The sequence below is a fragment of the Pseudescherichia vulneris genome (genome assembly GCF_902164725.1).
Lineage (GTDB): Bacteria > Pseudomonadota > Gammaproteobacteria > Enterobacterales > Enterobacteriaceae > Pseudescherichia > Pseudescherichia vulneris.
Genome location: NZ_LR607338.1, coordinates 1,616,372 through 1,635,107 on the forward strand (window position 1 = coordinate 1,616,372; position 18,736 = coordinate 1,635,107).

An 18,736-nucleotide genomic window follows, 5' to 3' on the forward strand; every position below is an offset into this window, starting at 1 on the left:
CGCCCGGCATAAGCAGTAACTCTACCGATGCAGATAGGTGCTGACCCCAAGGTAGCGGGTGAACGCCTCCTGCAAAATCTCGGCGCTGGCGGAGTGGTTCATGGCGACGTGATGCTCGAAACCGTTACGGCAGATCCACGCCAGCAGATTCTCCAGGTGCGGAACCTGAATTACCGCCCGGCAGCCGACGGTATCCAGCGGATCGTCCACTGACTGACCCTCGCCAACGTAGGCTTTGATCTCGCCGGTGAGATCGTCCGTGCTCAGGCGGAAGTAGGTCAGATTGCCACTCTTCAGCCGACCATGCACCGCTCCGCAGGTATTCTCCTTCCCAACCGTGGTGCCGATGATGTCCGCAGTGCCCATATGCGGATCCTCAAGGCTGGATGCGGCGAAGTTGCCGCAGTGGAACAGGACGCATTTGTCGCGATCGTCGCCAAAATTGTTGTTCCAGTCGGCAATAGAAGCGGGGCTCATGTTGCTGCTGGCGAGGGCGTACATCGACAGTGCCCCCATGACATCCACCTCGCAGGCGCTGGGCATCAGCTGTCCGGACATGATGCTCATGATCGAGCAGACGTTGATGCCCAGGTTCTCCTGTAACGAGGTCCAGCACTGGATGGCGGTAGTATCGATATCATTAGCAATCACCCACTCGCTGATCACTACGAACAGCTTCGCCATAGTGACAATTTTATCTGCCGGAATGCCGCTGGCGTCGGCGTTGTCGAGCAGCAGGCGGCGCTTCTCATCGACGCGGATATCGTCATCGCGCAGCTGCTTAACGCGGGTAAAGACCTCGGAGAGATCCAGCGTCTCCACGGCGATGCCCAGCCGCTCAAGCAGCTTCTCGCTGTAGCGCACGGTGTTGAACCCCGCCGGACGTGCGCCGATGGCTCCAACGCGCACGCCGCGCATGCTGCTTACCACGCGACAGATCTGCTCGAAGCGACGGAGATCTTTTTCAAATACTTCGCCGCTGAGGGCGCAGACGTGCTGAGTGGTTAACGTAAAGGGAATGCCGTACTGGCGCATGTTGTTGCACAGGGAGATCTTGCCGCAGAAGCTGTCCCGGCGGGTGGCGAGCCCCATTTTATCGAGGTTATCCTCTTCGGCCTGGATCAGCACCGGCACGTTGAGGCCCGACAGTCGCAGGGTCTCGGCTATCGCTTTCTCATCACCAAAGTTAGGCAGCAGCACCACCACACCATGGATCTCATCCCGGTGGGCGCGAAACAGCTCGGCGCAGATCTTCGCATCCTGGCGGGTTTCAACCCCGCCCAGCTCGGTCTGCGTGTCATCGAGCATAATGGTGTTGATGCCCAGGCGGGCAAAGAGCGCGGTGGCCTGCTCGCGTGCTTCAGCCACCAGGTAGCTGGGGAAAAATCCACGGTTACCAATAATAACGCCCATGGTCAGATTCTGCGGAATACGGGACATTGCTCTCTCTCCAGTCATCGACTTGAATATATATTCATTTATGATTTATTATTCATTAGTGTAAGATATGCGCTACTTTTCCCTTTGTCACCACGCGTACAGCCTATTTTCTGAGAAAGGAGAAAACGATCACAGTTGGTTCAGCAGGCGAAAGCAAGGCGTGCTTGTTATCTATTCAGGTATGCATAAAAATAACGGACATAAAATCAAGGGGAACGCTATGTCGAAGCAGGATGAACAACGCTTGCTGGTGAAGATCGCCACGCTCTATTACAGCGAAAACAAAAAGCAGTCTGAAATAGCCTCGCTGCTGCACCTGTCACAATCTTTTGTCTCACGCGCGCTGACGCGCTGCCAGAAAGAGGGCCTGGTTAAGATCACCGTCGTCCAACCGACCAATATTTTCGTCGAGCTGGAGAAGGCCATTGAAGAGCGCTTTGGCATTCGCCAGGCCATTGTGGTGGATATCGGCGAGAACGCCAGCAACGGGCAGCTCAAACATGCCATCGGCAGCGCGGCGGCGCACTATGTTGAAACGCGTCTGCGGCCGGAGGATCTGGTGGGCATCTCCTCCTGGAGCAGCACCATTCGCTGCATGGTGGATGAGATGCATCCGCAGAATATCCGTGCGGCGGGGGTGATCCAGCTGCTGGGCGGCGTCGGCCCTAACGGCAACGTGCAGGCGACCATCCTTACTCAGCAGCTGGCAGCGCACCTGGGCTGCCCGGCGTGGCTGCTGCCCTCCCAGAGCATCGAGCACTCGGTGGAGGAGCGCGCCCGGCTGGTGAACAGCCCAGACGTGGCGGCGGCGGTGGCAAAATTTGCCGAGGTGGACGTCGCCATCGTCGGCATCGGCGAGCTGGAGCCGTCCCAGTTGCTTAAAAACTCTGGCAACTACTACAACGAAGAGATGCTGACCCTGCTGGCTGAGCGCGGGGCGGTGGGGGATATCTGCCTGCACTACTACGACGCCGCCGGCAATCCGGTGCTGAGCCAGGAGGAGGATCCGGTTATCGGCATGGAGCTGGAGCAGATGCGTGCCTGCCAGCACGTCATCGCTCTGGCGGGAGGCCTGGAAAAAAGCAACGCCATCCGCGGGGCGCTGGAGGGAAACTACATCGACGTGTTAATTACCGACTTCGCCACCGCCCGCAGCCTGATGAAAAAGTAAACCGCCTCTCCCGGGCAGCCACGCCCGGGAAGAGGCGCAGGGCTACTTGCCCTCCATCACCGCTTTCTGCGCCACCACGGCGGCTTTCTGCTGCATACGGTTCTGCATCTGGTCGATGATGACCGCCACGATAATCACGATGCCTTTAATCACCATCTGCCAGAATTCACTGACGCCCATCATCACCAGGCCATCGGCAAGGAAGCCGATCACGAACGCGCCGATCAGCGTGCCAAGAATGGTGCCGCGCCCGCCCGCCAGTGAGGTCCCACCCAGCACTACCGCCGCGATAGCATTCATCTCAAAGGCGGTGCCGTTGGCTGGATGGCTGGCCACCAGCTGCGCAGAGACCACGATCCCGGCAATCGCCGCGCACAGGCCAGAGAGCATATAGACCAGGATCTTAACCTGCTTTACCTTGACGCCGGAGAGCTCGGCGGCGCGCTCGTTATCGCCAATAGCATAGACGTGACGGCCAAAGGGCAGGCGGCGGGCAACGTAGGCGATAATCAGCGCCAGCACGATCATCATCCAGATCGCCCACGGAATGCCAAATAGCGTTCCGGCCCCGATCTCATCAAAGCCGGTGTTGCCCAGCAGCGGGTTTCCGGACAGCCCAGGGAAGGTCTGTCCATCGGAGGTCAGCATTGCCGCCCCGCGCAGGACGTACATGGTGCCAAGGGTGCAGATAAAGGGCGCAACGTTGTAGCGGGTGATGATCCAGCCGTTGGCCGCGCCGATCAGCGCGCCGATCAGCAGCACCATGGGGACGATCACCCAGACGCTGGGGAAGATGGCGATACCAAACATCGGCAGCACGATGCCTTTGGTGATCATCCACCCGGCAATCATCCCGCACAGGCCCAGCGTCGCGCCGATAGAGAGGTCGATCCCGGCGGTGATAATCACGAAGGTGATCCCCAGCGCCAGAAACGCGTTGATGGCGATATGCTTGATCATGATCACCATGCTGCCTGCCGACAGGAACCCCGGTACCATCACCGTGAAGAAGCCGACGATAAGAAAAAGGGCGATAAAGGTGCGTAGCTTCAACAGAATAAGCAGGATGTTCTCGCGGGAGAGTGACGCCCCACCGCGCGGCGTTAACGTAGCCGATTGGACTGTTTTCATCTTAAAACCCCTGAGCACTTGCTGTGACCAGCGCTGATTCTTCGGCCCGATCGCGAACGATATCGGCGGTGAGTTTGCCGCCGGACATCACCAGAATACGGTCGGAAACCGCCATAATTTCTTTTAAATCCGAGGTGGAGAAGACCACCGCGATGCCCTGCTGCGAGAGCTGCACCATCATGCGAAACACGTCCGCCTTAGCACCAACGTCAATGCCCCGCGTCGGCTCATCAAGAAACAGCACTTTGGGATTGGTCAGCAGCGATCGGCCAATTACCACCTTCTGCTGATTGCCGCCGCTCAGAGCTTGGATCTCCACCTCCGGGGAGGAGACCTTGATTGACAGGTCGCCGATGGTGCCCGCCACGACAGCATTCTCCTCTTTGCTGGCAATCGTGAGCCCGCGCTGCAGGCGTCGCCAGAGGCTGGCGATGGTCAGATTGCTCGCCACCGAGGAGATAGGGAAGATCCCGGTCCGCTTGCGGTCTTCCGGCACCAGGCTCATCCCCATCCGAATGCGGTCGGCGGTGGCCAGACGCTGGGGCACCGGCTTGCTGTCGAGCCACAGCTTGCCGAAGTAGTTGCGCTCGGTGCCCAGCAGGCACTCGAACAGCTCGGTGCGTCCGGCCCCCATCAGGCCGTAAATACCGACGATCTCTCCGGCATGCACCTTAAAGCTGACGTCATTAACCACCGTATTGCCCGCTGCGTTAACGCAGGTAATGTGCTCCGCCTCCAGCAGCGGCGACCCAAAGGTGCGGCCCGGTTCGAGAAAGTTACTTACCGGATCGCTACCAAGCATCTCGCGGACGATCCACGGCACGTCGATATCTCTTACCTTGGCTTCCGCCTGAAACTTGCCATCGCGCAGGATAGTAATGACGTCGCCGATAGCCATCAGCTCCTCCAGACGGTGCGAAATATAGATAATCGTCACCCCCTGGCGGGTCAGTTCACGGATCACGCGAAACAGGATCTCCACTTCGGTTTTACTCAGCGCCGAGGTGGGTTCGTCGAGGATCAGAATATCGGCATCTTCCGCCAGCGCTTTGGCGATCTCTATCAGCTGCTGCTGGCCGACCTTGAGATTACCTACCAGCTCACGCGGGGAGATGGGCTGGTCGAGGCGCTGCAGCAGCTCGGCGGCGCGGCGCTCCTGCTCGCGCTCATTGATAGGCGCGACCCCTTTTTGCAACTCGCGGCCAAGAAAAATATTTTCGGCCACGTTAAGGTTTTCAAACAGGTTCAGCTCCTGATGCACCATGCCGATCCCGTGGGCCGCCGCCGCGCGGGTGCTTGGGAAGTGTACCGACTCGCCGTTAAGCAGGATCTCGCCAAGGCTGGGCTGCTGGACGCCAGCCAGGATCTTCATCAGCGTCGATTTACCGGCCCCGTTCTCGCCAATGATGACGTTAACCTTGCCGCGCCAGACGTTATAGTCAACGTTATCCAGCGCCACGGTGCCGGGAAAGAGCATCGAGATACCGCGCGTGCGCAGAATAATGTCATCCACCGGAGTAACGCTCATTACGGGGCCTCCTGTTTGACATCCAGCGCGGCGGCATCCTGGGCTTTGCCGTTGGCCAACGTCACGGCAAACAGCACGGTGGCGGGTTTACCGCTCCAGCCAGCGTCAATTTTCGGCAGATGCTTCGCGGCCTCGCGGTTATAGGCGCGAGAGAGCTGGGCGAACTGAACCTGGTTAGTAAAGTCTTCAAACTTAAAGCCGGTGGCATCGCGAATAGCGTTGCCGCGCATTACCGGCCCAAGCTGGATCGTCAGCGGCTGGTTGTCGACCGTGAAGGTCAGCTTCTGCTCGCGCGCGTTGCTGACGTCGACGGCGGTCACCTGGCTGGTCAGGCGAACAAAAACGCTCCTGGGTGCGCCGCTAGCGGCTTTCAGCTGGCTGGAAAACGCGCTGGCATCCAGCGCGTGTTGGTTAGCGGCATCCATAACACGGGATTGCCAGGTCTGTTGCGCGATCTGCTGCGGGGTCAGATTGTCGAAATTCTGTTTCGCATTTGGATCGACAGGCATGATTGGCTTGCCGTTTTCATCCAGATCCACCACCGTGCAGGCCGTCAGCAACAGGGTGGTGCACCCTATCAGCGCGACACCCCATTGTTTTACGCCCATAGCGCCTCCGCCTTACTCGCTGAGTTTAAACATGTTGAGTTTTTTAGCGTTTGACTCATCGATCAGGACGCAATCCATCAGCTGTTTTTCGTCTTTCTGCGCTTTGCCGTTTTTCAGGAAGTAGTCTGCCTGTACAACGGCCATCTGCGCCTGCTCCCAGCCCGGCTGCAGAACGGTGGCTTTGATATTGCCTTTGTTAATAATGGAGTCGCGGGTGTAGTCGCTGCCGTCAAAGCCAACGACGATAACATTGGTCTTACCGGCGGCCTTCAGCGCGGCCTCGGCCCCTAGCGCCATGGTGTCGTTGCCGGAGATCACGCCAGCGATATTCGGGTTGGTTTGCAGAATAGCTTCCATACGGTTAAAGGCTTCGGTCTGGCTCCAGTTGGCGGTCTGCTGCGCCACCATCTTCATGTCCGGATAGTCGTCCAGAATGTCGTGGTACCCCTGGGAGCGGACGCTGGCGTTGGTATCCGACTGGCGTCCCAGTAGCTCTACGTAGGTGCCTTTACCATCCAGCAGCTTGGCGAACTTCTCGGCACCCAGCTGTGCGCCCTGATAGTTGTTAGAGACGATCTGCGCCACGGCGATGCCGGTTTTGTTAATTTCGCGATCGATCAGGAAGGTCGGAACGCCTGCGGCCTTGGCTTTCTCCAGCGGCCCGACGGTGGCATCCGCCCCGGCGTTATCGAGAATAATCGCTTTCGCCTTCCGGGCGATGGCGGTCTCAATCAACTGGTTTTGTTTGTTTACGTCATCGTCATGCGAGGCGACAAGGGTGGTATATCCCAGCTCTTTCGCTTTCGCCGCCGCACCGTCGGCCTCTGCTTTAAAGAAGGGGTTATCGTGGGAAGGGGTAATGATAGCAATCAGTCCGTTATCAGCAGCAAACAGCGAACCGGAAGCGGCAATCATAGAAGCGAGCAGTACGGATTTAACAAAGGTAGCGTTCATCGTTTTCTCCACATTGAATATTTATTCAATAATGATTTATTATTCATGTTAACGATAAGGCCGAGTTGTTAAACTGTCTACGATTTGCGCAGGTAATTTCTTAAAAGGAGAAAAGGATCACGGTCTATAGCATGAAGAGCGGGGGATCAGGGGGGAGTAAAGGCTGCTACTTTGTCGCCAGCAGCATGCGGAGACGCTTATGGCATTTTTGGCCGCCTTCACTCCCTGCGGTGCTGCTTGCCATTCGCAGGCAGGCTTCCCGGCGCAGGGCAATTCGCTCCCGTGCGCGGTCTGTCTCCACGCAATCGAAAATATGTAGCCAGCGGGTGGCTGCCCGACGCCAGAGGCCTGCACGCTCAAGCGCTTCGGCAATGTTGTCGTTCAGCAGCATAGCTTCGGTTATGGTCGATGATTCTGTTTCGGACATGGTTAATAGCCGTTAAATCAGTAAGAAAGCGCGGCAGGTAAAACCCGCCGCGTGAAGAGGGGCTTAATGTTTAGCCGCATTTTTGACGTTAGCTTTTGCGTTATCGCAAGCATCCTGATTGTTAGCACAGGCATCTTTCGCCGCCTGGGCCTGCTTTTGCGCAGTAGCTTTAGCGGTTGATTTTGCCTGAGAGCACTGCGTTGGGTTATCCTGGCAGGCGGATTTGGCATTTGCCGCAACCTGACCATTCGCTGCGCTGGCCGCGCCGCAGACCAGTAATGTACAGACACCCAGCATCATTGCTAACTTTTTCATCATAATACCTTTTGTTAAAAGACTTATTTCGATAAAGCACAGTCAGGCTGTGCTGCATTTCCTTGCGGCAGCGATAATACAGGGATATTGCATCCGATAGTCGGGCTAATTAATTTCAGCGAGTAACAATGTGCCAGTACTTTTTAATAATGTTACTTTTTTGGGGGTTATTAAATGAAAGGGTAGCTAAAGAGGCTTGTTAATAGCGCGATACATTGTGCTGAGCTGTTGTAGACGGCTATTATAGGCATTAGTTAAACAGGTAATATCGCCGCCACACTGCCGCCGATTATTAAGCCACGCGCGCTGGGCATCCTGCATATCACCCTGTACACCCATGGCAAACAGGCCGCGTAGTAGACGGTATGTCGTTGTCATCTCAACATCTTTGTCGTTGAGCGCCAGGTTAGCACAAACCGCCTTTTCATCTGCCGATTTTGCTTTTGTGCAGTCGAAGCTGGCGGCGCTGCTGGTAAAGGAAATAAAAAGGGCGAAGATCATGACTCTCTTTTTCATCTCTGTTTCTTCCCGGTGTTCAGAATGATGGATGGTAGCTGATTAATAAGTTAAGTTAATATTATTGTGATGGTGAATATTTAAAGGGGACTATACACTTAAGTATGACATATATAAAAAAACCGCCGAAGCGGTTTTTATTCTGCTACCAGCCACATGTCGGCTTCGTCAAACATCTCTTCCAGCATGCGGTTCAGTTTCTCTCTGTCGCTTTTACTGGCGTCGCTGTTTAGCCCGTTGGCCTGCATGGGTTTGACGCGTACCTCGGCGTCCGGGAAGATGCGGTGAACCCGACGCGTTAGTTCGTCCAGGATAATTTCACGCGCGCCCGGCAGTCCGGCCACGTTTCGCTTGTCATACACTAATTCAACAAACACACATCTACCCTCGAAGCCTGGTTATATATACAGGCGTTACTATAGAAGGCTTGCCAGCCAAGGTAAAGCAAAATACATCGCTTCCGGGTTGCGCTTTATCATGTTCATAGTTAAAGCTTTAGTGTGGGGTGTAAGCATATACAGGAGCAATATCGATGAAAATTGTTTGTCTGGGCTGGGGATCGCTGGTCTGGAAGTCCGGCGCGCTGCCGGTGGCGGGTGAGTGGCATGCTGATGGCCCTGAGCTGCCCATTGAGTTTTCGCGCGTCAGCGACGGCGGCGAACTGGCTACCGCCATCTGCATTAACGCAACGCCTGTTCCGGTGCTCTGGGCAGCGTTGGCGACCCACTCTCTTAGCGAAGCGTGCCAGGCGTTGCGCGAGCGGGAGGGGATCCCAGAGGAACGCGTAGACGGCGTGGGGTCGTTGACGCTCTCCTCTCAGACCACAGGACTTCTCGCCGACTGGGCGCGTGCGCGCGGCATTGATGCGATTATCTGGACGGCGCTGCCGGCACGCATTGATAACATTGAGGGTAAAGTTCCGACGCCGGAAGCGGCTATCGCTTATCTGCGTGGCCTGACGGGAGAAGAGGGGGAACATGCGAAAAACTATATTCAACAGGTACCGGAACAGATTGATACGCGCTATCGGCAAGAAATCAGAACGGCATTAGGCTGGTAGAAAGATAAATGCTCCCCTGCGTAGGCAGGGGAGGCGAGGGACTTAAACGTTTTTACGCTCGATGGTTTGTTCACCCCAGAACAGTGAATCTGCATCGGTTTTCTTGAAGGCACGGATCAGCACTTCGTCATTTCCCTCTTCCCAGATCTGTTCTGCCAGCTTCTCGTCGTAGTTGGCAACTTCAAAAATGGCTTCGGCAATTTCCGGCGAAGTATTGCGGATACTTGCCCATTCGCCGACGTGATGAGCTTTTGCTTCCTGATTTGGCATCTTACTTCTCCTGTTAGGGTTAACCTTTTAACTTAACGGCCAGGCCAGCTACGTACTCGCCCTGATAGCGGGCAATAGCCAGCTCTTCTTCACTGGGCTGACGTGAACCGTCGCCACCCGCAATGGTCGTCGCGCCGTATGGCGTACCGCCGCGAACTTCAGAGATATCGAACAGCTCTTTTGTGCCATAGCCAATCGGCACAATCACCATCCCATGATGTGCAAGCGTAGTCCATGTCGAGGTAATTGTGTGCTCCTGACCGCCACCTGTACCGGTGGAGCTGAATACGCTGGCAACTTTGCCATAGAGAGCACCGGACGCCCATAGGCCGCCAGTCTGGTCAAAGAAGGTGCGCATCTGACCGGACATGTTGCCGAACCGCGTCGGCGTACCCACGATAATGGCGTCGTACTCAGCCAGCTCCTGTGGAGTGGCGACCGGGGCCGTCTGTGCTTTACCGCCTGATTTCTCGAACAGCTCCTGCGGCATGGTTTCTGGTACGCGCTTAACCACCACCTCAACGTCTTCCACCTTTCCTGCACCTTCAGCCACGGCGTGTGCCAGGGTTTCAATATGCCCGTACATGGAATAATAAAGAACCAGAACCTTTGCCATCTTTTCGCTCCTCGGTTGCCATCAGGGTATAATTAAAGATATGCCGTCAGGCTGAGAGTGCAAATCGGATCGTGCTTATTTTACAGCGGGATTGGCATGCCACAGCGGCAAACTAATCCCGGAAGGCAGAAAAAACGGGGAATTTATTATGTCATTTTCTGTAACAAATTTACCGCGTGCACTTCTGAGCGGGTGCGATATTTAATATCGATATCCAGTGAAAGGTTTGCTGATAAATTATACACCGTCGTCTGGCCGTAACACTCCATATTACTGTTAAGGAGATCGCCAGATAATACTTTGCAACCCGCTAACGTGCTGGCAAGCGTAAATTCTCCTTTTTCATTAAGCGTACACAGGCAGCCGGTATTGACGTTGTAGTGGATAATAATGCTGCACAATTCACTCCTCCTGTTAGATCAATTTTTAATGACTCATGGCTGTTTAACCGGACGCAGCGCCGGGAAAAGGATCACATCGCGAATAGAGGGGGCATTGGTAAACAGCATCACCATGCGATCGATACCAATACCTAACCCGGCAGTGGGAGGGAGCCCGTACTCAAGCGCCGTTACGTAGTCCTCATCATAAAACATCGCTTCGTCATCCCCGGCCTCTTTCGCCATCGCCTGCTCTCGAAAGCGCTCGGCCTGATCTTCCGCATCGTTAAGCTCGGAGAAGCCGTTACCAATCTCTCTGCCGCCAATGAAAAATTCAAAGCGATCGGTGATCTCCGGATTGACGTCGTTTCTGCGCGCCAGTGGGGAGACCTCTGCCGGGTACTCGGTAATAAACGTGGGTTGGATAAGGTGCTTTTCGGCGACCGCATCGAAGAGTTCGGTAATGACACGCCCATGTCCCCATCCCGCCTCTATCTTAATTTCCAGGCGCTCGGCGAGACGCAGCGCCGCGTCCGGTGTCGCCAAATCCGTAGAGACAATATCCTCCCCGTAGCGCAGGATCGCCTCGGTCATGGTCAGGCGATCAAAGGGCCGGCCAAAATCAAACGTCCAGTCGCCGTACTGAACGGTCGTCGTGCCGAGCACCGTCTGGGCAACGTGCCGGAAGAGCGATTCGGTAAAGGTAATCAGGTCGTTGTAGTCGGCATAGGCTTCGTACATCTCCATCATAGTGAATTCAGGATTATGACGGACGGAGATACCCTCGTTGCGAAAATTACGGTTGATTTCGAATACTTTCTCGAAGCCGCCGACCACCAGCCTTTTAAGATAGAGCTCTGGTGAAATTCGCAGGTACATCTGCTGGTCAAGGGCGTTATGGTGGGTCATAAACGGTCTTGCCGATGCGCCGCCGGGAATGGCCTGCATCATTGGCGTCTCTACTTCCAGGAAGCCACGGGCCTGCATGAAAGCGCGAATGGCGCTGAGAATGTTTGAACGCGTAACAAAGGTGCGGCGCGTGCTATCGTTGACGATCAGGTCTACATAGCGCTGGCGATAGCGCATCTCACGATCCGCCAGACCATGAAACTTATCGGGGAGCGGCCGTAGCGCTTTAGTAAGGGGGACGATCTGCGTGGCGTGCAGGGTCAGCTCGCCGGTTTGCGTTTTAAACAGCGTACCTTTGACGCCAATGATATCGCCCAGATCGCAACGTCGGATGTGCTGCTGGTACTGCTCCTCCCCCAGAGAGGTTTGGGCGGCATAGATCTGAATCTTACCGCCGCAGTCCTGCAACACCAGGAAGGCCGCTTTACCCATAATGCGACGTGACATTACTCGCCCGGCAATGGCGACCTGAACATTTTCGGCCTGTAGCGTCGCGGTATCCCACCCTGCATAGCGCGCATACAGCGCGTCTGCGGTCCTGTTCCGGCGAAAATCGTTTGGGAAAGCGATCCCCTCTTCGCGTAGCTGCGCCAGCTTCTCACGACGCACTTCCCGCTCACCCGTTAACGCTTGCTCAAACACTGATCTCTCTTCGCTCATAGCCGCTCCTTGTGTATCGCTGTTTTCACAACAGTCGTTTTCACAACAATCTACGACCAGGCAGCCAGCAAAAGCAAATGTTTTTCTCTAAAATGAGATCATAATGATCTTAATTGGGGTTACATGAACCGCTAACAATCCCCTATTCAGACGTCGCGCTTGATCTTATCGATAATCGCCATCGCTTCCTGCGTAAACCGGGCTTTTTCGCTGCTGGAGAGCGAAGCGATATGTCGGGCCAGCGGACCAAATATTTCGGCATGGCTCATAATCCCCTGCACACCCTCTTTATGAATAACGCGCAGCAGCGCCTCACGCTCGCTGTCATCCAGCGACGAGTAGACCATCGACCAGGCAAACTGCAGCGGATCGTCCATCGGCTTAGGCGTGGTATGCCATTTCGCCTCGGTCTCTTGTAATTTCCGCGAGTTACGGTCAGCGCCGCCGTAGGCCAGCCACTCCAGGGAGACGTTCTCCCGTTCAGCAATTTTTATTGCCACGTTAAATGAAGGATCGGTTCCTCGGCTGATGTAGTTATTCAGCGTGGAGTAGGGAAGCTGCCACTCTTCGGCCGCCGCCCGGGTGCTGCGGTGACCAATCAGTAGTCTTAGCCTGTCCGCCAGCGTCTCCTGCCCGGCTGTACGGTATGAAATTGTCTCTTCGCCTTCCATTTTTAGTCCATCCGCGACGGTGTAGGTAGTCTGATCTTCATAGAGATCACAAAACGAGTTTAGAATCACAAATTCTTCAGATAACGCTTTTCTTCATCTCAAAAGAGATCAATGATACTACCACGTTATCACCAGGTGATTAACGTTCGGGATTATCCCATAGGGTTGAAGAAGAGGTTAGATGAATTATGAGTAAAGTTGAAGCCACGCAGACGGACTGGTGTCGTATCGACATTGTCGCCGCGCTTCACAAGCGCGGCTACTCGATACGTGAACTGTCGATTCAGGCCGGTCTCAAACCGGACACCTTAAAAAACGTGCTCTCACGCGCCTATCCAAAAGCAGAACGCATTATTGCCGACGCCATTGGCGTCGATCCTGCGCAGATCTGGCCTAGCCGTTACGCCAAGCAGAAGGATACGCACTGACAGAGGCACTCGCTGGCGGAAAGTCAACTCCGCCGTGCCGTTAATCATACCGTGCAGTAATACAGACGCATTATCAACAGGACAGTAATTAACGATTACTGGCAATCTATTTTTATATCTGTAAGAGGGCATTATGAGTCAGCCTGGAAATAAAATGGGTGTGCTCCAGCTCACCGTATTAACCGCGGTTAATATGATGGGCTCGGGAATTATTATGCTGCCGACGAAATTAGCCGAGGTAGGAACAATATCTATTCTGTCGTGGTTGGTTACGGCATTAGGATCGCTGGCACTGGCCTACGCTTTCTCTAAGTGTGGCCTATTTAGTCAGAAAAGCGGCGGCATGGGTGGTTACGCAGAATATGCATTTGGTCAGTCCGGGAATTTTATTTCCAACTATACCTATGCCATTAGCCTGTTAATTGCCAATATCGCAATTGCTATCTCCGCAGTGGGTTACGGCAGCGATTTCTTAGGCGTCGTGCTCTCACCGGTAGGGGCGTGTGTGGCTACCATCGGCGTGATATGGGTGACCACCATCTGTAACTTTGGCGGGGCAAAAATCACCGGACGTATTGGCTCCGTGACCGTTTGGGGCGTGATTATCCCAGTGGTCGGCTTGAGCATCTTCGGCTGGTTCTGGTTTAAACCCTCGCTCTATATCAGCGCCTGGAACCCAAACCACAGCAGCTTCTTCTCTGCGGTCTCTACCTCTATTTCCATGACGCTATGGGCATTTCTCGGTCTGGAATCTGCCTGCGCCAACATGGACGCGGTTGAGAACCCGCAAAAAAATGTTCCTATTGCCGTATTCGGCGGGACCCTGGCCTGCGCCGTCATTTATATCCTGTCGACGAACGTCATCTCCGGTATTGTTCCTAATGCTGACCTGCTGAACTCCACCGCACCGTTTGGCCTCGCTTACGCCAGCATGTTTACTCCTTTCGTGGGTAAAGTGGTGATGTTGCTGATGACCTTGGCCTGTATTGGTTCCCTGTTGGGGTGGCAGTTTACCGTGGGCCGCGTCTTTAAATCATCGGCGGATATCGGCTATTTCCCGCGTATTTTCTCCCGCGTGACAAAAGCCGACGCGCCCGTGGTTGGCATGATTGTTCTTGGCATCATCCAGACCCTGCTGGCGCTAATGACTATTAGCCCCTCCCTGAATAAACAGTTTAACAGCCTGGTTAATCTGGCGGTCATTACCAACCTTATTCCCTACGTGCTCTCAATGGCGGCGCTTATTCCCATGCAGCGCCTGGCCGGGGTCACCAAATCCCAGTTCCGAATCAATGCCTGTACCGCCCTGATTGGCACCGTCTACAGCTTCTATGCCCTCTACGCATCTGGCGAAGAGGCGATGATGCTCGGCGCGCTCACCACGTTTGCGGGCTGGTCATTCTGGGGAATTTTTATTGATAAGCAAGATAAACACACAGTGATTAATAAATAAGGATATTAAGATGAAAACCATAGCAATAATGAATCATCCTGGCGTTATTTTTAAAGAGACCGCACTGCAGGAGCTGGGCCAGCGCTTAGGTGCCATGGATTTCCGTATTCTCTATCCCGAGGATGCCGACGATCTGCTGGGGCTCATTAACAATAACGCCAAAATCTGTGGCGTGGTAATTGACTGGGATAGCTACAACCTCAGTCTGACCCAGCAGATTAGCGCACTCAACGATCGGCTCCCGATGTATATGTTTGCCAATAAAAACTGCGCGCTCGATCTGACGCTGCGTGACTTAGAGGCCAACATTCACTTTTTTGAGTATGCCCTCGACGTGGCCTGCGATATTGCCAATAAAATTCAGCAGGTGACGGAAGCCTACTACGATAAAATTCTGCCGCCGCTGACGAAGGCGCTGTTTAACTATGTGAACGCCGGGAAATACACCTTTTGTACGCCCGGCCATATGTCGGGAACCGCGTTCCAGAAGAGCCCGGTGGGTAGCCTGTTTTACGACTTCTTTGGTGCCAACACCATGAAGTCGGATATCTCGGTATCGGTGACGGAGCTAGGTTCGCTGCTGGATCACTCCGGTCCGCATAAAGAAGCAGAGGAGTATATCGCTCGCACCTTTAACGCCGAACGTAGCTATATGGTGACCAACGGCACCTCTACGGCTAATAAAATCGTCGGCATGTACTCCGCGCCGGTGAAAAGTACGGCGCTGATTGATCGTAACTGCCATAAGTCTCTGACGCATCTGCTGATGATGAGCGACGTCACGCCGATCTACCTGCGGCCTACCCGTAACGCCTTCGGCATTTTAGGGGGCATTCCGCAGAGCGAGTTTTCACGAGGGGCGATCCAGCAGAAGGTTGACGCTACGCCAGGGGCAAGCTGGCCGGTCCATGCGGTGATCACCAACTCCACCTACGACGGCCTGCTGTATGACACCGACTATATTAAGCAAAACCTTGAGGTGAAATCGATCCACTTTGATTCCGCCTGGGTGCCCTATACCAATTTCAACCCTATCTACAAAGGGCTGTGCGGCATGAGCGGCGAGCGCACTGAGGGCAAGGTGATCTATGAAACGCAGTCGACCCATAAGCTGCTGGCGGCATTTTCACAGGCGTCCATGATCCATATTAAAGGTGACTTTAACGAAGAGACGTTTAACGAATCCTTTATGATGCACACCTCCACGTCGCCTCACTACGGTATCGTCGCCTCCATTGAGACCGCGGCGGCGATGATGGAAGGGAGCGCGGGTAAACGGCTGGTGCAGGATGCTATCGATCGCGCTCTCACCTTCCGCCAGGAGATCAAAAAGCTTCGTGCCGAGAGCGACGGTTGGTTCTTTGATGTCTGGCAGCCTGAGGATATCAGCACCACCGAGTGCTGGCCGTTGAAAGGGGAGGATGGCTGGCACGGATTCAGGAACATCGATGACAACCATATGCATCTGGATCCGGTGAAAGTGACGTTGTTAACGCCGGGGATGGATAAGCAGGGCGAAATGACGGAGCGCGGTATTCCAGCATGGATCGTCTCGAAGTACCTCGACTATCACGGCATCGTAGTTGAGAAGACCGGCCCCTACAATCTGCTGTTCCTGTTCAGCATCGGTATTGATGAAACCAAGGCGTTGAGCCTGTTGCGCGCTCTGACAGACTTCAAGCGCGAGTACGACAGTAATCAGCGTATTAAAGAGATGATGCCAGCGCTCTATGCCCTCGATCCTGACTTCTATAAGGAGATGCGTATTCAGGAACTGGCCCAGGGAATGCACGAGGTGATCAGTAAGCATAATCTGCCTGAGCTGATGTACCGCGCCTTTGAGACCTTACCAAAAATGGTGATGAACCCATGGTCCGCGTGGCAGAAAGAGATTAACGGTGACATTGAGGAGGTCTATATCGATGAGATGATTGGCCGCGTCAATGCCAATATGATCCTGCCGTATCCACCGGGCGTGCCGCTGGTTATGCCGGGCGAAATGCTAACGGAAGATAACCGTCCGGTGCTGGAGTTTATTCAGATGCTCTGCGAGATCGGCTCGCATTATCCTGGATTTGAGACAGATATCCACGGCGCGTATCGCAAAGCATATGGCAGATACACCATTAAGGTATTGAAAAATAATCGCTAACTTTGAGTGTAACAAGTGAACGGCGGGCGTGAAGCCCGCCGACGCTAGCGAGCTTGCAGACTGTAGCAAATTGACACACTTTCGGTCAGCTTCATTTCGCAAGAGATAAGAAAGGCTTATGAATTGAGGTGCACGGAAATCCTACTTTCGCCTGATATCCTGTTGCAGAATATTACTGTCCGCTGGTCGTCAATGCGGGTTGCACTAAGCTTATTTCTACGCGGCGACGAAATATCTACTCTTTATACGCCGTGAGGTGAAAGAATTCTCTTTTACTGAATGCAGTATGATGTCTAATGTATTGATTCTGGAGGTCAGAAATGGCAGAACATCGTGGTGGTTCTGGTAACTTCGCAGAAGATCGTGAAAAAGCATCAGAAGCAGGTCGTAAAGGTGGCCAGCACAGCGGGGGTAACTTCAAAAACGACCCTGAGCGCGCATCCGAAGCTGGCAAAAAAGGGGGCAAAAGTAGCCATGGTGGTGGCGGCCAAGGCGGCGGCGGTAACCGCTAGATGCCAGTACCATCGCAGCGTAAGATAAGTTAATTGTATGACCTCTCTTACGTTTGTCCCGCCGTCGGGTTCGCCCGGCGGTTTTTTTATGCCTTTTTTCTGCTAAGCCGTTGAACTGACTCCTCTACCATCGCACACTACGGGGCTTCGTCCTGGGCTGGTGGTAAAATGACCCCGTTTTTCTCTCGCTATAAATTCTCTGTTAAGCCGCAAGAGGCACTCCTGATCCTCATCACCATGTTCTGGGGCGGCACGTTTTTAGCCGTGCAGTACGCGGTGACCCTGAGCGGTCCGCTCTTTTTTGTCGGTCTGCGCTTTGCTACGGCAGCTATCGCGGTGGCGCTGCTCTCCCTTAAGGTGCTGCGCGGAATAACCTGGCTTGAGGTCAAGGCCGGTGTGGCTATTGGCGTCTCAATCGCCTTTGGCTATGGCCTGCAAACCTGGGGGTTGCAAACCATCTCCAGCAGCAAGTCCGCTTTTATTACCGCGATGTATGTGCCGCTGGTGCCGCTATTACAGTGGCTTTGCCTCGGCAGGCTGCCAGGCCTGATGTCCTGCGTGGGTATTGCCCTGGCTTTTGCCGGGCTGGTCCTGCTGGCAGGGCCGGAGGGTAACATGCTGGCGATGGGGGAGGGGGAGTGGATCACCCTGGTCAGCGCGGTAGCCATTGCCGCCGAAATTATTCTCATCAGCGCCTAGGCGGGCAAGGTGGATATCCGGCGGGTCACCGTCATTCAGCTCGCCACCGCCTCGGTGGTGGCCTTCGCCGCCGCGGGCCCGGCGGGTGAGTCGGTGCCGTCATTCTCACCCGCGCTGCTGCTGGTGGCCGCCGGGCTGGGTATTTTCAGCGCGATTATTCAGGTCACCATGAACTGGGCGCAGCGCAGCGTATCCCCGACCCGGGCAACGGTGATCTATACCGGCGAACCGGTGTGGGCGGGTATTTTTGGGCGTCTGGCAGGGGAGCGTCTGCCGCTGCTGGCGCTATTTGGCGGGGCGCTGATTGTGCTTGGGGTGCTGGTCAGCGAGCTTAAGCTCAGCAGAAAAAAAGCGCCGTCGGCGACGGCGTCATTAAACGAAGAGTAGCGTTGCGCGGTCAGTTTGCAGGCGGCAGCGGGCAGCTGAGATCGCCCTCTTCGCACTGCATCAGCGAGGCCAAAAAGGCTTCGCGCTCGGCGGTTTTATCGTGCAGACACTGGTTATGGATCATCGGCTGCACGCTTCCCCCTTCGGTACCGGAGGCGATCAGCGCGCAGTCGGCATCGCGCACGCTAATCCACGTCTGCTGTGCCTTCTTCAACAGCTCGCGCTGGGGTGCTGCCGCACGCTGCATGGCGGCCTGATACGTCTCGTTGAGCTTTTTATCCGCTGCCTGATACTGCTGCGCGGTACAGCTGTTTAGATCGGACTGGGTGCTGGCATTGTCACACTCGTCCGCCAGCGCGCCGGTGCTCAGCAGCAAAGCCATGCCTGCAATAAGTAAAGGTTTCATTTTGCCTCCGAATAAAAAAGCCGGATTCGCTGTGCTTATCCGG

20 protein-coding genes and 1 pseudogene are annotated in these 18,736 nt (G+C 54.9%); 7 read left to right on the forward strand and 14 right to left on the reverse strand.

Features of this window, described 5'->3' with window-relative positions:
* Positions 1 to 21 precede the first annotated feature (21 nt).
* The gene (locus FN633_RS06725) at positions 22 to 1,440 is read right to left on the reverse strand and encodes an L-fucose/L-arabinose isomerase family protein (protein ID WP_154057186.1); all 1,419 of its coding nucleotides are present in this window, start codon (positions 1,438 to 1,440) and stop codon (positions 22 to 24) included.
* Positions 1,441 to 1,660: 220 nt separating this feature from the next.
* Between FN633_RS06725 and FN633_RS06730 the strand changes: the two genes are divergently transcribed.
* Positions 1,661 to 2,611: a sugar-binding transcriptional regulator gene (locus tag FN633_RS06730; protein WP_154057187.1), complete on the forward strand. Its 951-nt coding sequence runs from the start codon at positions 1,661 to 1,663 to the stop codon at positions 2,609 to 2,611.
* Positions 2,612 to 2,653: 42 nt separating this feature from the next.
* On the opposite strand, the gene FN633_RS06735 is transcribed toward FN633_RS06730, so the two are convergent.
* The 8 genes from FN633_RS06735 to FN633_RS06770 all read right to left on the reverse strand — a co-directional run bounded on the left by FN633_RS06735 (position 2,654) and on the right by FN633_RS06770 (position 8,467).
* Positions 2,654 to 3,742, reverse strand: coding sequence for an ABC transporter permease (locus tag FN633_RS06735; protein WP_154057188.1), 1,089 nt, complete (start codon positions 3,740 to 3,742; stop codon positions 2,654 to 2,656).
* A gap of 1 nt (position 3,743) precedes the next feature.
* Entirely contained in the window at positions 3,744 to 5,270 is a 1,527-nt protein-coding gene (locus FN633_RS06740; RefSeq protein ID WP_208673974.1) for a sugar ABC transporter ATP-binding protein, read from the reverse strand.
* Positions 5,270 to 5,878, reverse strand: a complete 609-nt coding sequence (locus tag FN633_RS06745) for a DUF2291 family protein (protein ID WP_154057189.1) — start codon at positions 5,876 to 5,878, stop codon at positions 5,270 to 5,272. Before FN633_RS06745 ends, FN633_RS06740 begins: the two co-directional genes overlap by 1 nt.
* A gap of 12 nt (positions 5,879 to 5,890) precedes the next feature.
* Positions 5,891 to 6,832 carry a D-ribose ABC transporter substrate-binding protein gene (locus tag FN633_RS06750; RefSeq protein WP_042392572.1) on the reverse strand — a complete coding sequence of 314 codons (942 nt, stop codon included), beginning with the start codon at positions 6,830 to 6,832 and terminating at the stop codon, positions 5,891 to 5,893.
* 166 nt (positions 6,833 to 6,998) lie between these two features.
* Complete coding sequence (locus tag FN633_RS06755; RefSeq protein WP_243731482.1) at positions 6,999 to 7,259, reverse strand: PerC family transcriptional regulator; 261 nt, start codon at positions 7,257 to 7,259, stop codon at positions 6,999 to 7,001.
* A gap of 63 nt (positions 7,260 to 7,322) precedes the next feature.
* The gene (locus tag FN633_RS06760; protein ID WP_243731483.1) at positions 7,323 to 7,574 is read right to left on the reverse strand and encodes a late histone H1; all 252 of its coding nucleotides are present in this window, start codon (positions 7,572 to 7,574) and stop codon (positions 7,323 to 7,325) included.
* Positions 7,575 to 7,760: 186 nt separating this feature from the next.
* Positions 7,761 to 8,090 (reverse strand): lysozyme inhibitor LprI family protein, encoded by a 330-nt coding sequence (locus FN633_RS06765; protein ID WP_154057191.1) that lies wholly within the window; start codon positions 8,088 to 8,090, stop codon positions 7,761 to 7,763.
* A 137-nt stretch (positions 8,091 to 8,227) separates the two neighbouring features.
* Positions 8,228 to 8,467, reverse strand: a complete 240-nt coding sequence (locus tag FN633_RS06770) for a DinI family protein (protein ID WP_042392580.1) — start codon at positions 8,465 to 8,467, stop codon at positions 8,228 to 8,230.
* A 155-nt stretch (positions 8,468 to 8,622) separates the two neighbouring features.
* On the opposite strand from FN633_RS06770, the gene FN633_RS06775 reads away from it, so the two are divergent.
* Positions 8,623 to 9,150, forward strand: coding sequence for a hypothetical protein (locus FN633_RS06775; protein WP_154057192.1), 528 nt, complete (start codon positions 8,623 to 8,625; stop codon positions 9,148 to 9,150).
* A 42-nt stretch (positions 9,151 to 9,192) separates the two neighbouring features.
* Here the strand turns inward: FN633_RS06775 and FN633_RS06780 are convergent, their stop codons facing one another.
* The 4 genes from FN633_RS06780 to FN633_RS06795 all read right to left on the reverse strand — a co-directional run bounded on the left by FN633_RS06780 (position 9,193) and on the right by FN633_RS06795 (position 12,725).
* Positions 9,193 to 9,420 carry a YccJ family protein gene (locus FN633_RS06780; RefSeq protein ID WP_042392585.1) on the reverse strand — a complete coding sequence of 76 codons (228 nt, stop codon included), beginning with the start codon at positions 9,418 to 9,420 and terminating at the stop codon, positions 9,193 to 9,195.
* Positions 9,421 to 9,439: 19 nt separating this feature from the next.
* The gene (gene wrbA, locus FN633_RS06785; RefSeq protein WP_154057193.1) at positions 9,440 to 10,036 is read right to left on the reverse strand and encodes an NAD(P)H:quinone oxidoreductase; all 597 of its coding nucleotides are present in this window, start codon (positions 10,034 to 10,036) and stop codon (positions 9,440 to 9,442) included.
* A 434-nt stretch (positions 10,037 to 10,470) separates the two neighbouring features.
* A complete protein-coding gene (gene lysS / locus FN633_RS06790; protein WP_154057194.1) occupies positions 10,471 to 11,985 on the reverse strand; it encodes a lysine--tRNA ligase in 1,515 nt (504 codons plus the stop codon).
* A gap of 146 nt (positions 11,986 to 12,131) precedes the next feature.
* On the reverse strand, positions 12,132 to 12,725 hold the full coding sequence (locus FN633_RS06795) for a helix-turn-helix domain-containing protein (RefSeq protein ID WP_154057195.1): 594 nt from the start codon (positions 12,723 to 12,725) through the stop codon (positions 12,132 to 12,134).
* A 119-nt stretch (positions 12,726 to 12,844) separates the two neighbouring features.
* On the opposite strand from FN633_RS06795, the gene FN633_RS06800 reads away from it, so the two are divergent.
* The 5 genes and pseudogenes from FN633_RS06800 to FN633_RS06820 all read left to right on the forward strand — a co-directional run bounded on the left by FN633_RS06800 (position 12,845) and on the right by FN633_RS06820 (position 18,287).
* Positions 12,845 to 13,084: a helix-turn-helix domain-containing protein gene (locus tag FN633_RS06800; protein ID WP_042392593.1), complete on the forward strand. Its 240-nt coding sequence runs from the start codon at positions 12,845 to 12,847 to the stop codon at positions 13,082 to 13,084.
* A 133-nt stretch (positions 13,085 to 13,217) separates the two neighbouring features.
* Positions 13,218 to 14,537, forward strand: coding sequence for a putrescine-ornithine antiporter (gene potE / locus FN633_RS06805; RefSeq protein WP_154057196.1), 1,320 nt, complete (start codon positions 13,218 to 13,220; stop codon positions 14,535 to 14,537).
* 10 nt (positions 14,538 to 14,547) lie between these two features.
* Complete coding sequence (cadA, locus tag FN633_RS06810; protein WP_154057197.1) at positions 14,548 to 16,689, forward strand: lysine decarboxylase; 2,142 nt, start codon at positions 14,548 to 14,550, stop codon at positions 16,687 to 16,689.
* Positions 16,690 to 17,009: 320 nt separating this feature from the next.
* Positions 17,010 to 17,201, forward strand: coding sequence for a con-10 family general stress protein (locus FN633_RS06815; protein WP_042392600.1), 192 nt, complete (start codon positions 17,010 to 17,012; stop codon positions 17,199 to 17,201).
* Positions 17,202 to 17,369: 168 nt separating this feature from the next.
* Positions 17,370 to 18,287, forward strand: a pseudogene (locus FN633_RS06820) (DMT family transporter).
* Positions 18,288 to 18,297: 10 nt separating this feature from the next.
* Here FN633_RS06820 and FN633_RS06825 read toward each other — a convergent pair.
* Positions 18,298 to 18,693 carry a lysozyme inhibitor LprI family protein gene (locus FN633_RS06825; protein ID WP_154057198.1) on the reverse strand — a complete coding sequence of 132 codons (396 nt, stop codon included), beginning with the start codon at positions 18,691 to 18,693 and terminating at the stop codon, positions 18,298 to 18,300.
* Positions 18,694 to 18,736 lie beyond the last annotated feature (43 nt).